The following is a 19,192-nucleotide window of genomic DNA, read 5'->3' as shown; positions in this document are numbered from 1 at the left end:
GCTTCCGGAATGTCGAGATCAATTTTGCTGACATTCCGATGCTTTTTTGTATACGATTGTGCCGTTGCGCTCTTCAGGCGATCTTTCGGGCGGAAACACGGCCCATGGGGTGAAGCGAGTGCACCCGGAAAGGCGCGCCCGGCTCATCCTCAATGAAAAGCGCAAGGCTGGAAAACTGCAGGGATCGGGTGAGCAGCGGCTCGAAAACCTTGCGCACGGCCCGCTCTATCCTCTGGCTGCTGGACGCTTCCACGCCGCCCGTCAGCGACATCTGAAACCGGAACTCATCCATCACATGCGGACTACCCCAGCGATGCAGATTGGTGAGCTGCGAGGCCGAAAGCCGGTCCGGATCCGCGCGCTCGATTTCCGCGTCGGAGAGCGGCGCCCGGTAACGGTCGAATTCCTGCACCACGCGGGCGGCGAAAAAATGCAGCACTTCACAGGGACGCTCGGGAACGAGACTGAAGACATTCTCCTGCCTCGCCACCACAAGTTGCGGCAACATGAAAGGCTCATGCTTGCCGGAAAAATACATCAGGTCGCGCAAAAGCGCGGCCTCGGAATGGCCTTCGGCAAGGCGGAAGGGAGCCTTGATCGTGCCATGGAAACCATACCTGCGCGGCAGGGCCGTATGGTAGGAAATCTCCTGCATGCCGAGGTCGATCGTGCCGGGAGGTTCCACAGCCTGACCTGAATAGACATCGCGCCCCAACCACGCGGCCGCCGCCTGCGTCAGGGGGTCATTGGGGGAAGGCGTGAAATGAATGGCGTATCGCATGCACTGTCACCTCGCCGCAAATGCGGACAAACCGGCCTCTTTGCAGGCCAGCAAATAAGTGATTTGCGTGACAGATTAACGACGTGGGCGGCCCGGTCAGAACTTTCTAAAGGCCGCGACGGCAATACTCACGTGTTGTTGAAGGTGAAAGCCCGAGGGGATGACAGGCGTGTGACCGCACACGGTTTGCAACGCCGCATCGGCAAGAAAATGCGCCAGCCCGAAGCTGACCTTGAAGCCGCCGGTGAGCGCAACGAGCCTCGGATGGCCGGGGATCGCGCCCACCATCGGGTCCCTCCCCACCGCTTTCGGGCGCAGCCCCGCCCAGCGTTCCAGCACCGGCGCGCGGACAAGCGAGGGAACAACGGCAGACGCATCCGCAAGCAGTTTTTCAAGTTTTTCATCGGTACTTAAGGGATCGGAAAAACAATCTTCGCTGGTACTGCCGATCGCAACAGTGCCGTCTTCATGCGGCACGATATAAAGACCGTTTAGAAACACCACCGGCATCGCCGCGTCGGCCGCCGCATCGAGAAGCGCCGCCTGCCCCTTCACCGCCTGCCCGAGCGTCACACCGGCATCCAAACCGAGGGCGTCGCGGATAAGGGGAAAAGAACCATGGCCGTTGGCGACGATGACATGGCCGAAAGAAACCTCCTCGCCCGAAGACAGCACCGCCCGCCCGGCATCCGCATCGAGCAAAAGAACGCTGCGACCTTCCGCCAGCCGCACATGCCGCGCCTTGCCGAGAAAAGCCGAAAGAAGGGCGATCAGCGCACGCGGCGAAACCCGCGCCGCCAGCGTATCGAACACGAAACCCGCCTCACCCGCCGCATCATCCACCCAGCCCGCGACCGAAGGGCTGTCGACGACATGCCAATGGAACCGGCGCTCACCCGAAACCCAGTTCTCCAGCGCATCCCGTTCGTGTCGCTCGGCAATGGCGCGCAGATGCGGCTTCGGCAGCGGAATGATCCGGCCTGAGCGACGGTAGCCGGCGGAAAGCCCGGTCTCCGCCTCCAGCCCGGCAATCTCTTTTTCCAGGGCAACGAGAGCGTCGAACTGGAACTGCTTCTTGTCCGACCAGCGGTCCGGCATATGCGGCATCAGTGCGCCCAGCAGCCCGCCGCTGGCGCCGCCGCCGGTGCGATCCGCCTCCACCAGCAATGTCTCGATGCCGAGCCGTTCCGCCTTGACGGCGGCCCACAGCCCCATGATGCCGCCGCCGACGACGAGGAGTGGCACGGAAGCCGGCAATCTTGGAGATTGACCCTTTTCGAAAGCAGGATTATCGGCTTTAGCCATGAAACATTCCAACGAAAATATCACAGAGACCGGCGCAGCGGCCGGTTCATCGGTCGGGGAAGCCTCAACCGCGCTCGACTGGCGTGAAGGGGATATGCCCTATTCACTGGCCTTTGACGACCATTTTTATTGCCAGACGGATGGCCGGCTGGAATGCGGCCATGTCTTCCTCTCCGGAAACGGCCTGCCGGAGCGCTGGCTCGAACGCGAGGGCGTCTTCCGCATTGGCGAACTGGGCTTCGGCACCGGGCTTAACCTCTGCGAGACATGGCGCCAATGGAAAGAGATGCGCAACGGCCGCTCCACGCTGCATTTCATCTCCTTCGAACTCTACCCGATGAAGGCGGAGGAAATCGACCGGGCGCTTTCCCGCTGGCCGGAAGTGGATGCCGAACGCAAGGCGCTCACCGCCCTCTGGCCCGCCGAGCCGAAAGGACGGGTCGAAATCCGGCTCGATGACGAAACGCGCCTGACAGTGGTTTGCGGCGAAGCGCTTACCGGCATTTCCGCAAGCGAGGAAAATTTCGACGCCTGGTTTCTCGATGGCTTCGCACCCGCGCGCAATCCGGACATGTGGTCGCTGGAGATCATGCAGGCGCTTTTCGCAAAGACGGCGCCCGGCGGCACATTCGCCACCTATGCCGCCGCCGGCTTCGTTCGCCGCAACCTCATCGCCACCGGTTTTAAGCTGGAGCGTCGGAAAGGATTTGCCGGAAAGCGGGAGATGCTCTGCGGCATAAAACCATTCGGCTGACGCCAGCACAGCACTGTTCTGGTCGAAAAGTCAGACGCGCGGCGCATCGCGGCGCGGCATGTTTTCGCCCAGCCATTGCGCGATCTTGTCTTCCAGCGTTTCGGGGCTAATGGGCTTCGACAGATAGTCATCCATACCCGCCTCCAGGCATAGTTCACGGTCCGCCTCCTGCGTATGGGCGGTTACGCCGATGATCGGCACATGTCGGCCGTCGGCGGCGGTCCGTTCCGCGGCACGTATGGCCTGCGTCGCCTGATGCCCGTTCATGACCGGCATAGAGACATCCATCAGGATAAGGGCGGGATTATTCTCCTGCCACGCCTGCACGGCTTTCTTGCCATTGCCGACAATCAGAAAGCGCAGACCCGCCTGCTGCAGTATCTGGCTGAAGACTATCTGGTTGACGTCATTGTCTTCCGCCACCAGCACATCGACCAGATTGGACCGATGCCGTAAAGGCACTGCCGTGGATGTGTCAGCCCGCTGTTTCCTCACCACGGGGCCGTTTTCCGGCCGGACGGCGCGCGCATCGTGGCCTGCCTCAAGCAGCGCCGGAGCCTGGCGAGCACGTTTCAGCCGCACATCCCGCACCACATCGAACAGGGTGGAACGGAGCAGCCGCGCCCGTGCCGGCTTCATCAGATGCGCCTGCACGTTGAGATCGGTGAACAGCGTCTCGTCACCGACGACATCCATGGAGGTCAGGAAAACAATGGCGATATCGTCAAAACGCGCATCCGCCCGGATCCGCTCCACCACATCCAGCCCGTTCATGACGGGCATGTGATAGTCGAGAATGACGGCGTCGATGGCAAATCCAAGCGCCACCGCCTCCTCCAGCACCGCAATGCCAGTAGGTCCGTCACCCACCGCGTGGCCGTCTATGCCCCAGCTTCTCAACTGCTCCGTCAAAATACGGCGGTTGACGTCGTTATCGTCAATGACGAGCACGCGAATATCGTCGATCGCCACGGAAAGAAACGGGAGATCGCGCTGTCTCTCGGTCACCTGAAACGGAATATTGACCTCGAAAGTCGATCCCTTTCCAACGTCGCTGACGACATTGATCGCGCCATCGAACAAACCGACGAGCCCGACCGTAATCGCCAGCCCCAGCCCGGTTCCCTCGTGCCGGCGCGTGGCGGAACCATCGACCTGGCTGAACTTGTCGAAGATGGTTTCAAGCTTGTCGGCCGGAATGCCGATCCCGCTGTCTTCGACGCGCAATGACAGAATGGCCTCGGACGTTTCCGCCGACCGCGCCGAAAGCTCGACCAGCACATGCCCCGTTTCCGTAAACTTGACAGCGTTTCCAACGATATTGGTGACGATCTGCCGAAAGCGGCCGGCATCGCCGATAACCTTGCCGAAGACAGAAGCATCGATCCGGACGATCAGTTCAATGTCCTTTTCAAGCGCCGCCGAGGACAGGAGCGACACCACATCCTCGACCGCCTCCGCCGGATCGAAGGGCACGCTGCGCAGCCTCATCTGCCCGGCCTCGATCTTCGAAAAATCGAGAATGTCGTTGATGATCGTCAGAAGCGCATTGCCGGATTTGACGATGATATCGGTAAAGGTCTTCTGCCGCGTATCGAGATTGGATTTGGCCAGAAGCTCCGCCATGCCGAGAACGCCATTCATGGGCGTGCGGATTTCGTGGCTCATATTGGCCAGGAATTCCGATTTGGCCCGATCCGCCGCTTCCGCGCGTGACAGAAGCCGCTGCAATTCCTCTTCACGCAGCTTCATCTCGGTCACATCGGTGACGATGATGAGCCAGTAATTGCCGGAACTGTTGGTGGCTTCCAGATTGAGCCAGCTTTTGCCGGCGACATGGATGAGCCACGAAAACGGCCGGTTGGCGGCAATATTCTCCCTCCAGGCGCGCAGCGTCTCGGCAGCCTCCTCGGCCGTGCCGAAATCGCCGCGGCCGGCGCAATGGGCGAAGAAACCCGACCAGTTGCAGCCCTTTTCCAGGAGATGCGGCGGCACGTCGAACATGCGCGCCATCGCCTCGTTGGACATGATGATCGTGCCCTGCTCGACCAGCACCAGCCCCTGCGCCATGGCGCGCGTGGCTCCCTGCATATATTCGCCGACCCGCTCCAGTTCGGCCTTCGCCTTGCTGATCTCGACATCGCGCATGCGCACATCGGTGACATCGGCATAGGTGCTGAGGATTTTCCCGCCTTCGAGCCGGGTTTTCGAAATGACCGTGACCTTGCCGCTTTTGCTTCGCACCTCACGGGGCGCAAAGACCTCCTCCTTTAAAAGCCGCTGCACCCGCTCGCCATAGACCTCATCGAAAGGCCTGTCGCCATAGTCATAAAGGCCGCTGTCGAAATTCATCTCCATGAATTCGCGATAAGTTTTGCCGACAAGCGACTTTTCGCCGCCGATCTCTCCCCAGACCTCATAAAAGAACGGATTGACATATTCGATGACGAGATCGGCGTCGAGCAGCAGCACGCCCACCGGCAGGGCATGAAGAACCGCTTCAAGCTGGCGGTGCAGCTTCTCGGCTTCGGCCTGGGCGGCGATCAGCGCCTTTTCCCGCTCCTGCAAAAGGCTGACATCGGTAACGGAACCCACCAGATAATATTCGTCATCCGGCGTCGCAACCCGGCCGAGCCGGGTGATGACGGGAATGGCCTGTCCGTTGCGCTGAGGCATGTTTCCCGTGCGTTCGAGCGCCTCTCCGGTCTGCAAAATCCGTTCGTTTTCCTGCTGGAACTGGGAGCCGTTCTGCGGGAACATTTCGGATTCGGTCTTGCCCATATAGTCGGCGAGATTACCGCCCAGGAATGTATCGTAGGCGGCATTGGCGTAGGTCAGCCGCCTGTCCTGATCCCTCAGGAACACGCCGACCGGCAATTGTTCAAGCGCAGCGCGCAGCAGCCATGTCTCGCGGATTTGTGTGCTCAGAAGAGTCTCATGCGCCTTGAACTCGGTCACATCTACCCTGAGCCCGACAAGCATGCCGTTGTCCAGCCGCTTGTTGATCATGCGCACCCAGCGGCCGTCGGCAAACTGTTCGACCCTTTCGAGATAGGGGAGGGAAAAATCACGCAGCTGCTTCTGCATCCAGTCTTCGAAAGACGGCGCGTCACCCTCCAGAAAACGATATCCGCTCGAAAAATAGAGCGTTTTCATCAATGCTTCGAGCCGGATGCCGGGTTTCAGCTCGATGTTGAGATCACCGTAAAACTCTGCGAAGCGCGCGTTACAATAGACCAGCCGATTATCCCGGTCATAAACGACGATGCCGGCATCGATGAAATCCATGACGCCGCTGCTGAACAAAATATCCGACGCACCGCCCACGGCCGCGGACTTGCGCGAAACAGCCGACGACATCTCCTCGAACATTTCGAACAGGAAAAGATTGCCGTCTTCACCGACGAAGCGTTCGCAGCGAAGCAAGGACGATTCCACGCTGGTCGGGACATGACAGGCTATCGTCTCGTCAGTCGCAAAGACCAGCGAACGACGCTCACGATCCTCCCGCTCTGCATCGCGAATGTCGGCGGAGAGGGAAAGAGTGGTATGACCTTCAAATGCTGAAGGCTCTTGCCCCATGACCCGGGCATAGGCGGCATTGACCACGACATAGCGCAGCTCGCTGTCCTTGATGCACGCGGGCAGGTCGAGGGCGACAACTGCCTTGCAAGCCTTTTCCAGCAACCCGCAGCCTTCGGTCAATCGATACTCCACACCTTGCAGTCCATCCCTGTCGAATCAAATATTTCCGGACGCCGTCTCAGAAAACGTTATGTGAGAAAATCGATCTTTGCTATGTATTCGAGGGTGTCGTTACCCTTTTTTAACCATAATTCTTCGGCTGCACCCGCGTCGTTGCGGCAATCGCCGGCCACCGATGCGCATGGCTGCCATGCGCCCGCCTGCGGCCATGTTACAAAACTATCGCTTGACTTTGATGCGCAAAACGCCCACATCCCCGTCAAGCTTTCACCTTCGGCAGCCGCGTGAGCTGCAGCGTATGACCGGAAAACACCCTTAAGGTATCCGGCCCGCATGAAGGAAAAGCGCAGAGAATACAGAAGACGGCATGTGCCGCACTGATGCGCAGAAAGTTATTCCAACCCACAAGTTCCCAATTCACGCGGGGTTCTTGACGCCGAAACCGCCGGACAGCTGCCCTGTTCCGGACGATTGGTTTTTGGCGCCCCGAAAGGCATTATATTGACCAGTTTTAGCGAACTCGGCCTCTCCGAAAAGATCGTGGCCAGCGTTACCCAGCTTGGCTATACCGCTCCCACCCCTATTCAGGCAAAGGCCATTCCGCTGCTGCTTGAAGGCCGCGACCTGATCGGCCTCGCACAGACCGGCACCGGCAAGACCGCCGCTTTCGGCCTTCCGATCATCGAAATGCTGATGAAGCAGGCCGACCGCCCGGCAAACCGCACCTGCCGCACCCTCATCCTCGCCCCCACCCGCGAGCTGGTGAACCAGATCGGCGAAAACCTGCGCTCCTTCGTGAAGAAGACGCCGCTGCGCATCAACCAGGTTGTCGGCGGCGCATCGATCAACAAGCAGCAGCTCCAGCTCGAAAAGGGCACGGACATTCTGGTGGCCACCCCCGGCCGTCTGCTGGACCTCATCGCCCGCAACGCCATCTCGCTCTCCAAGGTTACCTATCTGGTGCTCGATGAAGCGGACCAGATGCTCGATCTCGGCTTCATCCACGATCTGCGCAAGATTTCCAGAATGGTTCCGGCCAAGCGCCAGACGCTTTTGTTCTCGGCCACCATGCCGAAGGCGATTGCCGATCTGTCGCACAGCTACCTGACCGATCCGGTCAAAGTCGAAGTCACGCCTCCGGGCAAGGCTGCCGACAAGGTCGAGCAATATGTGCATTTCGTTGCCGGCAAGAACGACAAGACCGATCTCCTGAAAAAGTCGCTGAACGAAAACCCGGATGGCCGCGCCATCGTTTTCCTGCGCACCAAGCATGGCGCGGAAAAGCTCTACAAACATCTCGAACATATCGGCTTCAAGGTCGCTTCCATCCATGGCAACAAGAGCCAGGGCCAGCGGGAGCGGGCACTGAAGGGCTTCAAGGACGGTGATATCAAGGTTCTGGTTGCAACCGACGTTGCCGCCCGCGGCATCGACATTCCGGCTGTGACGCACGTCTTCAACTACGACCTGCCGGAAGTGCCTGACGCCTATGTTCACCGCATCGGCCGTACCGCCCGCGCCGGCCGTGACGGCATCGCCATCGCTTTCTGCGCACCGGACGAAACCCGCCTGCTGCACGACATCGAAAAGCTGATGAAGATCGATATTCCGGTTGCCTCGGGCGAACGCCCGTCCGTGCTTGCCAGCCCGACGCGCCCCAACAACAACCGTGGCGGCCGCAACAACAATGGCGGCCAGCAGCGCGGCCCGCGTGAAGGCGGCCGTCACAACGGCGAATCCCGCCCGTCCCGCCACCATGCGCCGCGCGATGCCGACAACGATCTGGAAGTCACCTCCGACTTCAAACGCGTGAAGCAGGCAGAAGGCGATGCAGGCCGTCCGGCCGGCCCGCGCAAGCACCGCCGCCCGGCCCGCAAGCCCGGCGGCAGCGGCGCCAATCGCCACGCCCCTCCTGGCGGCAACGGCCAGGAAAAACGTGCTTCCGGCAACGGCAATCGCGGCCGTAACCGCTAAGTCGGCCTGAGGCGCTCGGCGCTGCCGCGCCTTTCTTCTCCCCGCCGGGGAGAAGGTGGCCCGAAGGGTCGGATGAGGGGGCAAGCTCTCCGAAATCCGGCGAGGGGCGCCCCCTCATCCCGCTGCCGCGGACTTCTCCCCCTCGGGGAGAAGAAACAAGCGGCACCCGCTCGGTCTACATGCGGTTGTCGTGCACCCAGGCGCTTTTAAATTTCACCCCGCAAGCCCAGGCTTTGCGGGGCTTTTCTTTGCCTCAACCGCCCTGCCCAACCGCCCGGCGTCGTGACGGCAAGGTCATGGCCAACACGCCGGCGATGACGCAGACGAGCCCCACCCACATGACCGGGGTCGGCACCTCGCCGAGAAATGCCATGCCAATCGCGACACCCACCGGCACCCGGAGATAGGCCTGCGAGGTGGTGCCGACCGAACCGAGCGTCTGCATCAGCCGGAAATAGATCATGAAGGCGAGCGCGGTGGAAAAGACGCCGAGGCACACAAGTGCCATCAGTGAAGCCGCCGAAGGTGACAATGTCCAGGGTCGGTCAACGATCAGGCTCACGGGCAACAGCAGGACAGCACCGCAGATGAGTGAGCCGGCGGCCGGCATGATCGGATCTAGCCCTTTGAAATTTTTACTGAAAATGGCCGCACAGGCATAGGAAAAAGCCGCCGTCAGCACGGCAAGCTGGCTCCATATCGCCTCGCCCGCTCCATCAAGCGCTTCCATACCGATGATGAGGCAAACGCCCGTCATGCCGGCAATGGTGCCGAACAGCTTGCGCCCGCTGACCGCCTCGTGCCGGATGACCAGCGCGGTGAGAAGAAAGGTGAAGATCGGCGTCGTTGCATTGAGAATGACGGCAAGCCCGGCATCGATGCTCTGTTCCGCCCAGGCGATTAATGTGAAGGGCAGAACGCTGTTGATGCAGGCCTGAATGAAAAACAGCCGCCACGTCGCCAAATCCGTGGGCAGACGCAGCCCGCGCAGGCGGATCACCGCAAAAAGCAGCAGACCGGCTATCATCGTACGCGACGCGATGAAGGTGATCGGCGGTATCGTCTCCACCCCGATCTTGATGAAAGTATAGGATGCGGCCCACAGCGTGGACAGCAAGGCGAGAAACAGCAATTCACGGGCTATGGTGTTCTGAGGGGTCACGGATCGATCTTCCAACGTCGTTCAGGATGAACCGTTGCTAACCCGAAAACACGCGCCAATGCTTCGGCGACGGCCGAAGTTTCTGCCACTTCAAGACACAAGGCCCCGCATGGCTCCAGCCATGCGGGGCCTCGATAAAGATCAGTGACCATCTCGGCCAATCAGGCGCGGCGCTCATCCACAGAGAAAGCGCCTGGACCGGCAACGAACAGATAGAGGAAGATGAAGCAGAACAGAATGGCGGCGTCGCCACCGTTCAGGGCCGGGAAGAAGCTCTTCGGTCCATGCGCGATGAAATAGGCAACGGCCATCTGACCGGACAGGATAAAGGCGACCGGACGCGTGAACAGGCCGATCAGCACGAGAACGCCGCCGACGAATTCCAGAAGCGCCGCCACGAGCAGCATTGTCGGCAGGGAGCCTTCCATCTGCGATGCCGGAAAACCGAACAGCTTCTGCGTTCCATGCGAAATGAAAAGTAGCGCCGTCATGATGCGCAGCGCCCCGAGCGCTTGCGGGCGATAGCGGGAGAGAGAGTCGAAAGTTGCCATGGTCATGTGTCCCCGTTGAAGTGGTGCCGCGCTCGATACAGTGCATTTACGCCTTTATGGATACACGTCTCTGACACCGGAAATCACGTTTCCGATATAGCAGAACTCCCTTAAATACAGAAAGGGAGGCATTCTACACATGGTTGATTTTCAAGCGCAAAATTGACCTTTTGCCAAAAAAAATCAACTCAAGGATACAGGCATTTTCTGGCGTGCCAAAGGCGGAAAAATCCGCCTCTTCCTCATGCCTGCAAGACAACAACCTTCGAACCCACCGGCACGCGGCTGTAAAGATCGATGATGTCGTGGTTCAGCATGCGAATGCAGCCGCTCGACATGGCGTGGCCGATGGATTGCGGCTGGTTGGTGCCGTGCAGACGGAACATGGTGTCGTTGCCGCCGCGATAGAGATAGAGCGCGCGTGCGCCGAGCGGATTATTCGGGCCGCCCGCCATACCGCCGGCGAATTTCAGATTGCGCGGATCACGGCGCATCATGTTCGCAGTCGGCGTCCAGGACGGCCATTCCGCCTTGCGGCCGATATAGGCATCGCCCTTCAGTGCAAGACCCTGCCGGCCGACACCGACGCCATAACGCATGGCGCGGCCATCGCCCATAACGTAATAAAGCCGCCGCGCCGGCGTATCCACGACAACCGTTCCTGCCGGGTGTCTGGTGTCGTAGCTGACTTCCTGCCGACGAAGCTCCGGCTTGACCTTGTCGAGATGCATGGCGGGAAGCGGGAATTTCTCCTCCGGCTTTGCCGCATAATTCAGCCTCTGCTGACCAATACCGGTATTCGCGCAGCCAGCCAGGAACAACGGCAATCCGAACAGAACACCACGACGTGAAATAGACATGTAACCCCCGCCAAATCTTTGGATTAACGAGAGGTATAATTTTATGGTTAACAAACCCCTAATATGCGGTTGTAGTAATTAACGCGTCGCAACCGCTGCGGCAGGCCTGCGATTGGCGAGATAAACCCCCGTTACCGCCAGAACGGTGCCGGCAATCATGGCGGGTGTCAGCGTTTCGCCGAAAAGCAGCGCGGCTTCCACGGCGGCAAGCGGCGGCACGAGATAGATCAGCGAGGCGGCCCGCGAGACCTGCCCGCGCCGGATCAGATAAAGAAGCAACGCCACGGCGCCGATGGAGATCGCACCCACGGACCAAGCAAGCGTGGCGGCAAGGCCAAGGCTCCAGTCCACATGCCCATCCTCCAGCAGAAGCGCGAAGGGAACGGTGACCAGCAACGCACCGACATATTGCAGCGTGGCTACCGCCATGATGTTTCCGCCATGGACATATTTCTTCTGGTAGAGCGTGCCATAGGTCACCGACGTCATGCCCAGCACATTGACCGCCACGGCGTAGAGCGGCACCGACAGGCCGACAGCACCGGTGGCCATGACCTTCGGCAGCACGGCAATGGCGATGCCGGCAAAGCCGATAAGCAGGCCGGCGCGCTGCAGGGGCGAGATTTTCTCACCGATCATGAAACGGGCGGCCACCGCCGTCATCAGCGGCTGCAGACCGGCAATGATACCGCCGATCGCCGCCGGCACGCCCTGCCCGATCGCCCACCAGATCATGCCGAGATAAAGACCGTGCAGGAAGACGCCGGACAGGATCGCCCGGAAGACATCGGCACGTCGCTGAGGCCACTGGATGGAGGAAACGCGGCAGATCGCCCACAGCAGCGCCCCCGCCAGCAGATAGCGCAGACAGAGAAAGGTGAGCGGTCCGGTATAATAGACCGCATATTTGGCGGTGACCCAGCCGGTCGACCAGAGAAAGACGAAGATGGCCGGAGCCAGACGGTCGAGCGACATGGGAACATCCCCTGTGCCGCACGATGCCCGTAACCGAACGCGGTGTAGGACAGGCGGCGAATTGACACTTCTTCGACTTGACGCAAAACCCGCGCGTGATCGAGCTGAGTATTCAGCAAGGCGGTATCCGCATCCGAAAAAAAGGTCAAAGGTGTTTTGGTGATCACATCTTTCAGATTTTCTGATGCAACGTCCGACATTCTTCAACCGAAAGCGATCGACTAAAATTTATGCATTCGCCCAGGGCGTACACAGCACAGCCACCTCGTTACGCCCCTCGCCACCGCGCAACCAATTTGCCAATGCCGCATTTATAGGCTGAAACCCAAAAAACGCTTCTTTTTTAAAACTCTAAGGCGACAAAAATTCTTCTCGGGGAGGCCTGCATAGTTCTTGCATTGCATTTCTCGTTGTATTCAAATGGCAAAAAAGGGGACATCGAAGTTGGCATTTGACGAAATGATAAATGCGGACGACACGCCGCGAAGCCCATATGAAAACTATAACGAGTGGTACAGCCGACAGGACAGGGCGCACCTGATCCAGAAATCAAAAGACGCGGAAAACATCTTTCGAAAAACCGGTATTACTTTCGCAGTCTATGGCCATGCCGACAGTTCAGAAAAACTGATCCCCTTCGATATCATCCCGCGCATCATCTCCGGCCGCGAGTGGCGCAAACTGGCCCAGGGCATCGAACAACGCGTCCTCGCCCTCAATGCTTTCCTCGACGATATCTATCACAAACAGGAAATCATCCGCGCCGGGCGCATTCCCCGCGAAATCATCGAGAAGAACGAAGCGTTCCTGCCGGAAATGATCGGCTTCACCCCGCCCGGCGGTGTCTATACCCACATTGTCGGCACTGACATTGTCCGCACCGGCGAAGACCAGTTCTACGTTCTGGAAGACAATGCCCGCACGCCTTCCGGTGTCAGCTATATGCTGGAAAACCGCGAAACGATGATGCAGATGTTCCCGGAACTCTTCCATGAAAACCGCGTGCGGCGGGTGGAGGATTACCCCTATCTGCTGCGCCAGTCGCTCGCCTCGCTCGCCCCGCCTGGCTGCACCGGCAAGCCGCGTGTCGCGGTGCTGACCCCCGGCATCTACAATTCCGCCTATTACGAACATTCCTTCCTCGCCGACATGATGGGCGTGGAGCTGGTGGAAGGATCCGACCTGCGTGTCATGGACGGCAAGGTAAAGATGCGCACCACCCGCGGTTATGAAGCAATCGATGTTCTCTATCGTCGCGTCGACGACGACTTCCTCGATCCGCTGACCTTCCGGCCGGATTCGGCGCTCGGCGTGCCCGGCATCATGGATGTCTACCGCGCCGGCAACATTACCATCGCCAATGCCCCCGGCACCGGCATTTCCGACGACAAGGCGATCTATTCCTACATGCCCGAGATCGTCGAGTTCTATACCGGCCGCAAGCCGCTCCTGGAAAACGTGCCGACCTGGCGCTGTTCCGAGCCCGACAGCCTGAAATATGTGCTCGACAACCTCGCCGAACTGGTTGTCAAGGAAGTCCACGGTTCGGGCGGTTACGGCATGCTGGTTGGCCCCACGGCGACGAAACGCGAACGCGCACTGTTTGCCGATAAGCTGCGGGCGCGCCCCTCGAATTACATCGCGCAGCCGACGCTGTCGCTCTCCACCGTGCCGATCATGGTGAAAAACGGCATCGCGCCGCGCCATGTCGATCTGCGCCCCTACGTGCTCGTCTCGGACAAGGTGCAGATCATTCCCGGCGGCCTGACCCGTGTGGCGCTGAAAAAGGGCTCGCTGGTGGTCAATTCCAGCCAGGGCGGCGGCACCAAGGATACCTGGGTACTGGAGGATTAAGCCATGCTGGGCAGAACGGCAAACGGGCTCTACTGGATGTTCCGGTACATCGAGCGCGCTGAAAACATCGCCCGGCTGATCGATGCGGGCCTGCGCGTTTCACTGACGCGCAGCGGCAGCGGCGATGAGGACTGGGATGGCGTGCTGCAAAGTGCGGGCGTGCGCGAAGCCTTTCTCGAAAAGCAAGAGAAGGTGACGACGGCGGATGCGATCGATTATCTGCTTCGGGAAAAATCGAACCCTTCCAGCGTCATGTCCTGCATAGAGGCGGGCCGCAACAACGCCCGCATGGTGCGCACGGCGCTGACGCGCGAGACATGGGAAGCCACCAATGAATTCTGGATCGAACTGAAGAATATCCTCGGCCGCAAGCTCAACCACGCGGAACTGCCGCAGACAATCGATGTCATCAAACATCGCGCCGGTCTGGTGCGTGGCGCCTTCCACGGCTCGATGCTGCGCAACGATCTTTACAATTTCTCCCGCATTGGCACGTTCATCGAGCGGGCGGACAACACGGCGCGCATTCTCGACGTCAAATATTACGTGCTGCTGCCGGCGGTCGCCCATGTGGGGTCGTCGCTGGACAATGCGCAGTGGGAATCCATCCTGCGTTCGGTCTCGGCGCACCGTTCCTATGGCTGGGTCTACGATGCGGAATACAAGCCGGCCAATATTGCCGACTTCCTCATTCTCAATGGCCGCATGCCGCGCTCGCTGGCCTATTGTTATGAAAAGATCGCCAGCAACCTCAACCATATAGCCGAGGATTACAGCGAGAGGCACAAGGCGCATGACACGGCGGAAAGCATTCGCGACAGCCTGCGCGCGACCACCATCGCCCGGGTCATGGACGAGGGCCTGCACGAATTTCTGGAGAGGTTCGTCAACCGCAACGGCCAACTGGGACAGGAAATCACGGAAGGCTACCGCTTCTATCAATAAGCGCGTGGACGGGGACAGCTTATGCGTCTGAAAATCACCCATACGACGGAATATGTCTATGACGAGCCGATGCCCTATGCGTTGCAGCGGCTGCGCCTGACGCCGCAGACCGGCCCGGGCCAGACGGTGGAAAACTGGGATGTCTCGGTCGATGGCGCCACCGTCGAAGTGGCCTATGACGACCATTTCGGCAACCGCGTTGCGCTGGTGGAAACCGAAGGCCCGCAAAAGCGGGTGAAGGTCGTGGCAAGCGGCACGGTGAGCACGCAGGACAAGGCGGGCGTGTTCGGACACCACATCGGCAACGCACCGCTCTGGCTTTTCCTGCGCGAGACGCCGCTTACCAAACCGGGAAAGCTGGTGCGCGAACTGGTGAAGGTGAGCGCCGGCGACAGCGAGCTGGCCCGCCTGCACGACCTCATGGAAAATATTCACCGCAAGGTGGAGTATATGCCCGGCGCGACCGATATCGAAACCACGGCGGAAGCGGCGCTGGAAGCCGGCAAGGGCGTCTGCCAGGACCATGCCCATATCCTGATTTCCGCAGCCCGGCTGATGGGCCTGCCCGCGCGTTATGTTTCCGGTTATCTGATGATGGAAGAGGTGGAGGAACAGACCGCCACCCACGCCTGGGCCGAGGTTCATCTTCAGGGGCTGGGCTGGGTGGGCTTCGACGCTGCCAACAATATCTGCCCCGATGACCGTTACGTCCGCATCGCATCCGGCCTCTGCTACCGCGATTGCGCGCCTATATCCGGTATGCGCGTCGGCCCTGCCGGTGAGACCCTGAATGTGTCGGTCACCGTGCAGCAATCGCAGGGCCAGAGCCAGTCGCAAAGCTGAGACCATGGTTGCCAAGGACGACGATACAATCGGCTTTTATACGGGTAACGCCGCAGGCTATACCTCGCGCGGGCAGGCGGCAGATCGCCCGCATCTGGAAACATTCCTGGCGCGGCTTCACGAGGGTGCAAGCATTCTCGAACTGGGATGCGGCGGCGGGCAGGACAGCGAATTCATGCTGGCCGCCGGTTACGATGTCCACCCCACCGATGGAACGCCTGAAATCGCCAAAGCGGCGCAGGCCCGGCTCGGCATTCCTGTCCGGACATTGCTGTTCGAGGATATGGACGAGCGTGAGCGATATGACGGCGTCTGGGCCAATGCCTGCCTGCTGCATGTGCCCCGCCCTGCCCTGCCGGGCATTATCGGTCGCATCCACATCGCGCTGAAACGGGGCGGCGTTTTTTACGCCAGCTTCAAGGCGGGAGAAGCGGAAGGCCGCGACATGTTCGGCCGTTATTACAATTACCCTTCGAAGCCCTGGCTTGAAGACGTTTACGGCCAGTTTGGCTGGGCGACGGTGGAGATCGAGGCAAGGCAGGGCAGCGGTTACGACCAGCTCCCGACCGCATGGCTGCATGTGACGGCAACGAAACTCTGATCCGACGCGACAAGTTGGCGGTTGCGAAACGCCGTCCCACCCGGTTTAATCCCCGCATCGATTTGAAAGCATGATCCGGCTTCCACCCGCGGGAGGAAAGTCGGCCGGGAGACGGCATTGTACAGCATTTCCGACTATCGCGACTGCCAGTCGCATGGACCCATCATAGCAGAAAGGGTCTGGACGGCCTGGTGGCAGGATAGCGGCCTGCAGGTGGGCGACGTCGCCGAGCACCTGAAGGGCATGACCAACCCCCATGCGCTGCCCACCGGCTTTGTCGCCCATGACGGCGGCGATTATGTCGGCTCCTCCTTCCTCATTCATTGCGACCTGGAAGAGCGTCCGCAATATCTGCCCTGGGTCGCAGCCCTGTGGGTGGAAGAAGACCGTCGGCGCTCGGGCGTGGCGCGAGCCTTGTTGCAGGCCGCGACGCAAAGGGCGGCCGAACTTGGCCACGAGACCAGCTATCTCTGCTGCCAGCGGGGACTCGAAGACTATTATGTCAACTGCGGCTGGACCGTTCTGGAACGTGGCGTCGGCAAACACGATCTGACGGTGCTGACCTACAAGACGTGACGCCGCCTGCCATTTGCCCATCATTCGCCACCGCGTCTGAACCATCGGAGGGACCATGCGACCGCCAGCAGCCATCATGGAAACCGCAATTTATGTGGACGATCTCGATGCCGCCGAAGCCTTTTACCGGGATGTCTTCGAGCTGGAGATCGTCCGCAAACTGCCCGGACAATTTGTGTTTTTCAGATGTGGGCAGCAGATGTTGCTGGTCTTCGATCCCGAGAAGTCGCGCAAGGCTGATCCAGAAAATCCCATTCCCCGCCATGGCGCGGCAGGCGAAGGCCACTTCTGCTTTTATGCGAAAGACAAACAGGACGTGGATGCGTGGAAGACGCGTTTTGAAGCATTCGGAATCCCCATCGAACATTACCACCGTTGGCCGAATGACAGCTATTCCGTTTATATCCGCGACCCTGCGGGCAACTCCGTGGAAGTTGGCGAAGGCAAGCTATGGGGAATTGAACAGGCCTGACGACAACAGGAGACAATCGTGAAGAACATTTTTGTGGTGACGCACCCGCAATCCATTCACCACATCGAAAACAAGGTCGGCGGCTGGTATGATACCGAACTGACGCCGCTCGGCAGAGCCGGTGCGGCAGCGGCGGCCGCCAGGCTGGCGACGCTGGTTGGCGGCGAGCCCGTGGAAATCTTCAGCTCCGACCTGCTTCGGGCCTCACAGACGGCCGAGATCATCGCCGAAGGCTTTGGTCAGCCGATCGAGCTCACGCGGGACTTGCGGGAAATGAGCTACGGCGAAGCCGAGGGTATGCCGCAGCAATGGCTGGACGACCGCCAAATCCCGGCACCGCACCATAATCGTCTGGATCACCGCGGCGGCATAGCCGATGGCGAGACCCGGCGCGAATTCGCCGAAAGGGTATATCGGGCCGTAGAAATGATCATCGCGCGGCCATGCGCCACGCAGATCATCGTGACCCATGGCTTCGCTCTAACATTCGTCATCGCGGCATGGATCAAGATGCCGATCGACAGCGCCGGTTATGTCAGCTTTCCGGCGCGCCCCGGAAGCATCACGCATTTGAAGGAAGACGATTACTGGCAGAACCGCGCCGTTGTCTCATTGGCGGATGTTTCGCATCTGGAGGATTTTGCCCCACGGTAACCTGACGCAGACAATATGACTTGCGTCATTCCGGCCTTGTGTGGACGAATGGAGGGAGCAATAGCTCCCCCCATCATTCGCAAAGATGGCCTGCAGATCATATCTGCCGAACGCTGATCTCTTCTTCCGCGTCAACGGCCAGCGGATTCTTCAGAGGCAGGCCGAAACCGGCGGCTTCGATTTCGAAGACGTCGCCCGCTTCCGGTTTGATGCCGTCTGCGAAGGAAAGCGTCGCGGTGCCGAACATATGCACATGAACGTCACCGGGGGCGCGGAACAGGCCGTATTTGAAGTGGTGATATTCGAGGTTCGCGAAGGTGTGGGACATGTTGTCCTCACCCGAAACGAAGGGCTTTTCGAAGATGACCTTGTCGCCGCGACGGATGCGCGACGTGCCGCGAATATCCGACGGCGGGGCGCCGACGCGGATTTCCGGGCCGAAGCTTGCCGGACGCAGCTTGGAATGGGCGAGGTACAGATAGTTGATCCGCTCGGTGACGTGATCGGAAAACTCGTTCGACACGGCAAAACCGATGCGCACCGCTTCACCCTTGTCGGAAATCACGTAGATGCCGGCCATCTCAGGCTCTTCGCCACCATCGAGCGCGAAGGATGGAGAGGTGAGCGCCGCACCCGGTGCTGCCGCCACATGACCGTTGCCCTTATAGAACCACTCGGGCTGAACGCCCTTTTCGCCAGCCTTGGGCTTGCCGTTTTCCAGACCCATGCGGAACATCTTCATGGAATCCGTCAGGCTTTCTTCAGCCGCTTCCGTGGTCTTCTTGTGCATGCTGTCGCGGGTCGCGGCCGACCCCAGATGGGTAAGGCCGGTGCCGGTCAGATGCAGATGCGCCGGATCGGGATGGGTGATCGGCGGCAGGAAACGACCTTCGGCATAAGCCTTTTCAAGATCGACGGCATCGCCGAGACCATGGGCGGAAATGACGTCGGCAAGGCTCTTGCCGCCATTGGCGGCTTCCATGGCAAGCGCGTAAACCGACGCCGCACCCTTGACGGCGTGCGCCTGCCCGCCTTCTTCGCGAACCGCTACGGTGATGTTGCCGCTGGCATCTTTGATCTGTGAAATGAGCACGGGATTTCCTTCCTCCGGCGCTAGGCGCCTTTATCTCTTCTAAGCGGCGCCTTGCGCCTGCATCTTATGAAAGTGGCCGGAAACCGG

Annotated in this window: 17 protein-coding genes; 9 read left to right on the top strand and 8 right to left on the bottom strand. The window is 60.0% G+C overall.

Going from position 1 to position 19,192, the window contains the following annotated elements:
* Positions 1-73: 73 nt before the first annotated feature.
* Both BS627_RS01330 and BS627_RS01325 read right to left on the bottom strand, forming a co-directional pair.
* Positions 74-781 carry a DUF1045 domain-containing protein gene (locus BS627_RS01330; RefSeq protein ID WP_077981502.1) on the bottom strand — a complete coding sequence of 236 codons (708 nt, stop codon included), beginning with the start codon at positions 779-781 and terminating at the stop codon, positions 74-76.
* A 96-nt stretch (positions 782-877) separates the two neighbouring features.
* Positions 878-2,086 carry an NAD(P)/FAD-dependent oxidoreductase gene (locus tag BS627_RS01325; RefSeq protein WP_077981501.1) on the bottom strand — a complete coding sequence of 403 codons (1,209 nt, stop codon included), beginning with the start codon at positions 2,084-2,086 and terminating at the stop codon, positions 878-880.
* Between BS627_RS01325 and mnmC2 the strand changes: the two genes are divergently transcribed.
* Positions 2,085-2,840: a tRNA (5-methylaminomethyl-2-thiouridine)(34)-methyltransferase MnmC2 gene (mnmC2, locus tag BS627_RS01320; protein WP_077981500.1), complete on the top strand. Its 756-nt coding sequence runs from the start codon at positions 2,085-2,087 to the stop codon at positions 2,838-2,840. The two genes, BS627_RS01325 and mnmC2, sit on opposite strands and share 2 nt — an antisense overlap.
* Before the next feature lie 30 nt (positions 2,841-2,870).
* Here the strand turns inward: mnmC2 and BS627_RS01315 are convergent, their stop codons facing one another.
* Positions 2,871-6,545, bottom strand: coding sequence for a PAS domain-containing hybrid sensor histidine kinase/response regulator (locus tag BS627_RS01315; RefSeq protein WP_077981499.1), 3,675 nt, complete (start codon positions 6,543-6,545; stop codon positions 2,871-2,873).
* Positions 6,546-7,046: 501 nt separating this feature from the next.
* On the opposite strand from BS627_RS01315, the gene BS627_RS01305 reads away from it, so the two are divergent.
* Positions 7,047-8,519 (top strand): DEAD/DEAH box helicase, encoded by a 1,473-nt coding sequence (locus tag BS627_RS01305; protein ID WP_077981497.1) that lies wholly within the window; start codon positions 7,047-7,049, stop codon positions 8,517-8,519.
* A 253-nt stretch (positions 8,520-8,772) separates the two neighbouring features.
* Here BS627_RS01305 and BS627_RS01300 read toward each other — a convergent pair whose 3' ends face one another.
* The 4 genes from BS627_RS01300 to BS627_RS01285 all read right to left on the bottom strand — a co-directional run bounded on the left by BS627_RS01300 (position 8,773) and on the right by BS627_RS01285 (position 12,067).
* Complete coding sequence (locus tag BS627_RS01300) at positions 8,773-9,681, bottom strand: DMT family transporter (RefSeq protein ID WP_077981622.1); 909 nt, start codon at positions 9,679-9,681, stop codon at positions 8,773-8,775.
* A 161-nt stretch (positions 9,682-9,842) separates the two neighbouring features.
* Positions 9,843-10,232 (bottom strand): DoxX family protein, encoded by a 390-nt coding sequence (locus tag BS627_RS01295; protein ID WP_165691093.1) that lies wholly within the window; start codon positions 10,230-10,232, stop codon positions 9,843-9,845.
* A gap of 242 nt (positions 10,233-10,474) precedes the next feature.
* Complete coding sequence (locus BS627_RS01290; RefSeq protein ID WP_077981495.1) at positions 10,475-11,092, bottom strand: L,D-transpeptidase; 618 nt, start codon at positions 11,090-11,092, stop codon at positions 10,475-10,477.
* Positions 11,093-11,170: 78 nt separating this feature from the next.
* Entirely contained in the window at positions 11,171-12,067 is an 897-nt protein-coding gene (locus BS627_RS01285) for a DMT family transporter (protein WP_077981494.1), read from the bottom strand.
* A gap of 444 nt (positions 12,068-12,511) precedes the next feature.
* Between BS627_RS01285 and BS627_RS01280 the strand changes: the two genes are divergently transcribed.
* The 7 genes from BS627_RS01280 (at position 12,512) to BS627_RS01250 (ending at position 18,012) form a co-directional block, all read left to right on the top strand.
* A complete protein-coding gene (locus BS627_RS01280) occupies positions 12,512-13,921 on the top strand; it encodes a circularly permuted type 2 ATP-grasp protein (RefSeq protein ID WP_162520313.1) in 1,410 nt (469 codons plus the stop codon).
* Between the two features lie 3 nt (positions 13,922-13,924).
* On the top strand, positions 13,925-14,866 hold the full coding sequence (locus tag BS627_RS01275; RefSeq protein ID WP_077981493.1) for an alpha-E domain-containing protein: 942 nt from the start codon (positions 13,925-13,927) through the stop codon (positions 14,864-14,866).
* A 21-nt stretch (positions 14,867-14,887) separates the two neighbouring features.
* Complete coding sequence (locus tag BS627_RS01270) at positions 14,888-15,709, top strand: transglutaminase family protein (RefSeq protein ID WP_077981492.1); 822 nt, start codon at positions 14,888-14,890, stop codon at positions 15,707-15,709.
* A 4-nt stretch (positions 15,710-15,713) separates the two neighbouring features.
* On the top strand, positions 15,714-16,310 hold the full coding sequence (locus tag BS627_RS01265; RefSeq protein WP_077981491.1) for a class I SAM-dependent methyltransferase: 597 nt from the start codon (positions 15,714-15,716) through the stop codon (positions 16,308-16,310).
* A gap of 117 nt (positions 16,311-16,427) precedes the next feature.
* The gene (locus BS627_RS01260; protein ID WP_077981490.1) at positions 16,428-16,886 is read left to right on the top strand and encodes a GNAT family N-acetyltransferase; all 459 of its coding nucleotides are present in this window, start codon (positions 16,428-16,430) and stop codon (positions 16,884-16,886) included.
* Positions 16,887-16,941: 55 nt separating this feature from the next.
* Positions 16,942-17,358 (top strand): VOC family protein, encoded by a 417-nt coding sequence (locus BS627_RS01255; RefSeq protein WP_077981489.1) that lies wholly within the window; start codon positions 16,942-16,944, stop codon positions 17,356-17,358.
* Positions 17,359-17,376: 18 nt separating this feature from the next.
* The gene (locus tag BS627_RS01250; RefSeq protein WP_077981488.1) at positions 17,377-18,012 is read left to right on the top strand and encodes a histidine phosphatase family protein; all 636 of its coding nucleotides are present in this window, start codon (positions 17,377-17,379) and stop codon (positions 18,010-18,012) included.
* Between the two features lie 97 nt (positions 18,013-18,109).
* Here BS627_RS01250 and araD1 read toward each other — a convergent pair whose 3' ends face one another.
* Positions 18,110-19,105: a 2-keto-3-deoxy-L-arabinonate dehydratase AraD1 gene (araD1, locus tag BS627_RS01245; protein WP_077981487.1), complete on the bottom strand. Its 996-nt coding sequence runs from the start codon at positions 19,103-19,105 to the stop codon at positions 18,110-18,112.
* Positions 19,106-19,192 lie beyond the last annotated feature (87 nt).

It is taken from the genome of Agrobacterium salinitolerans (assembly GCF_002008225.1).
GTDB lineage: Bacteria > Pseudomonadota > Alphaproteobacteria > Rhizobiales > Rhizobiaceae > Agrobacterium > Agrobacterium salinitolerans.
Note: the sequence above shows the minus strand (reverse complement) of the source record. Positions and strands in the feature narration are given on the sequence as shown.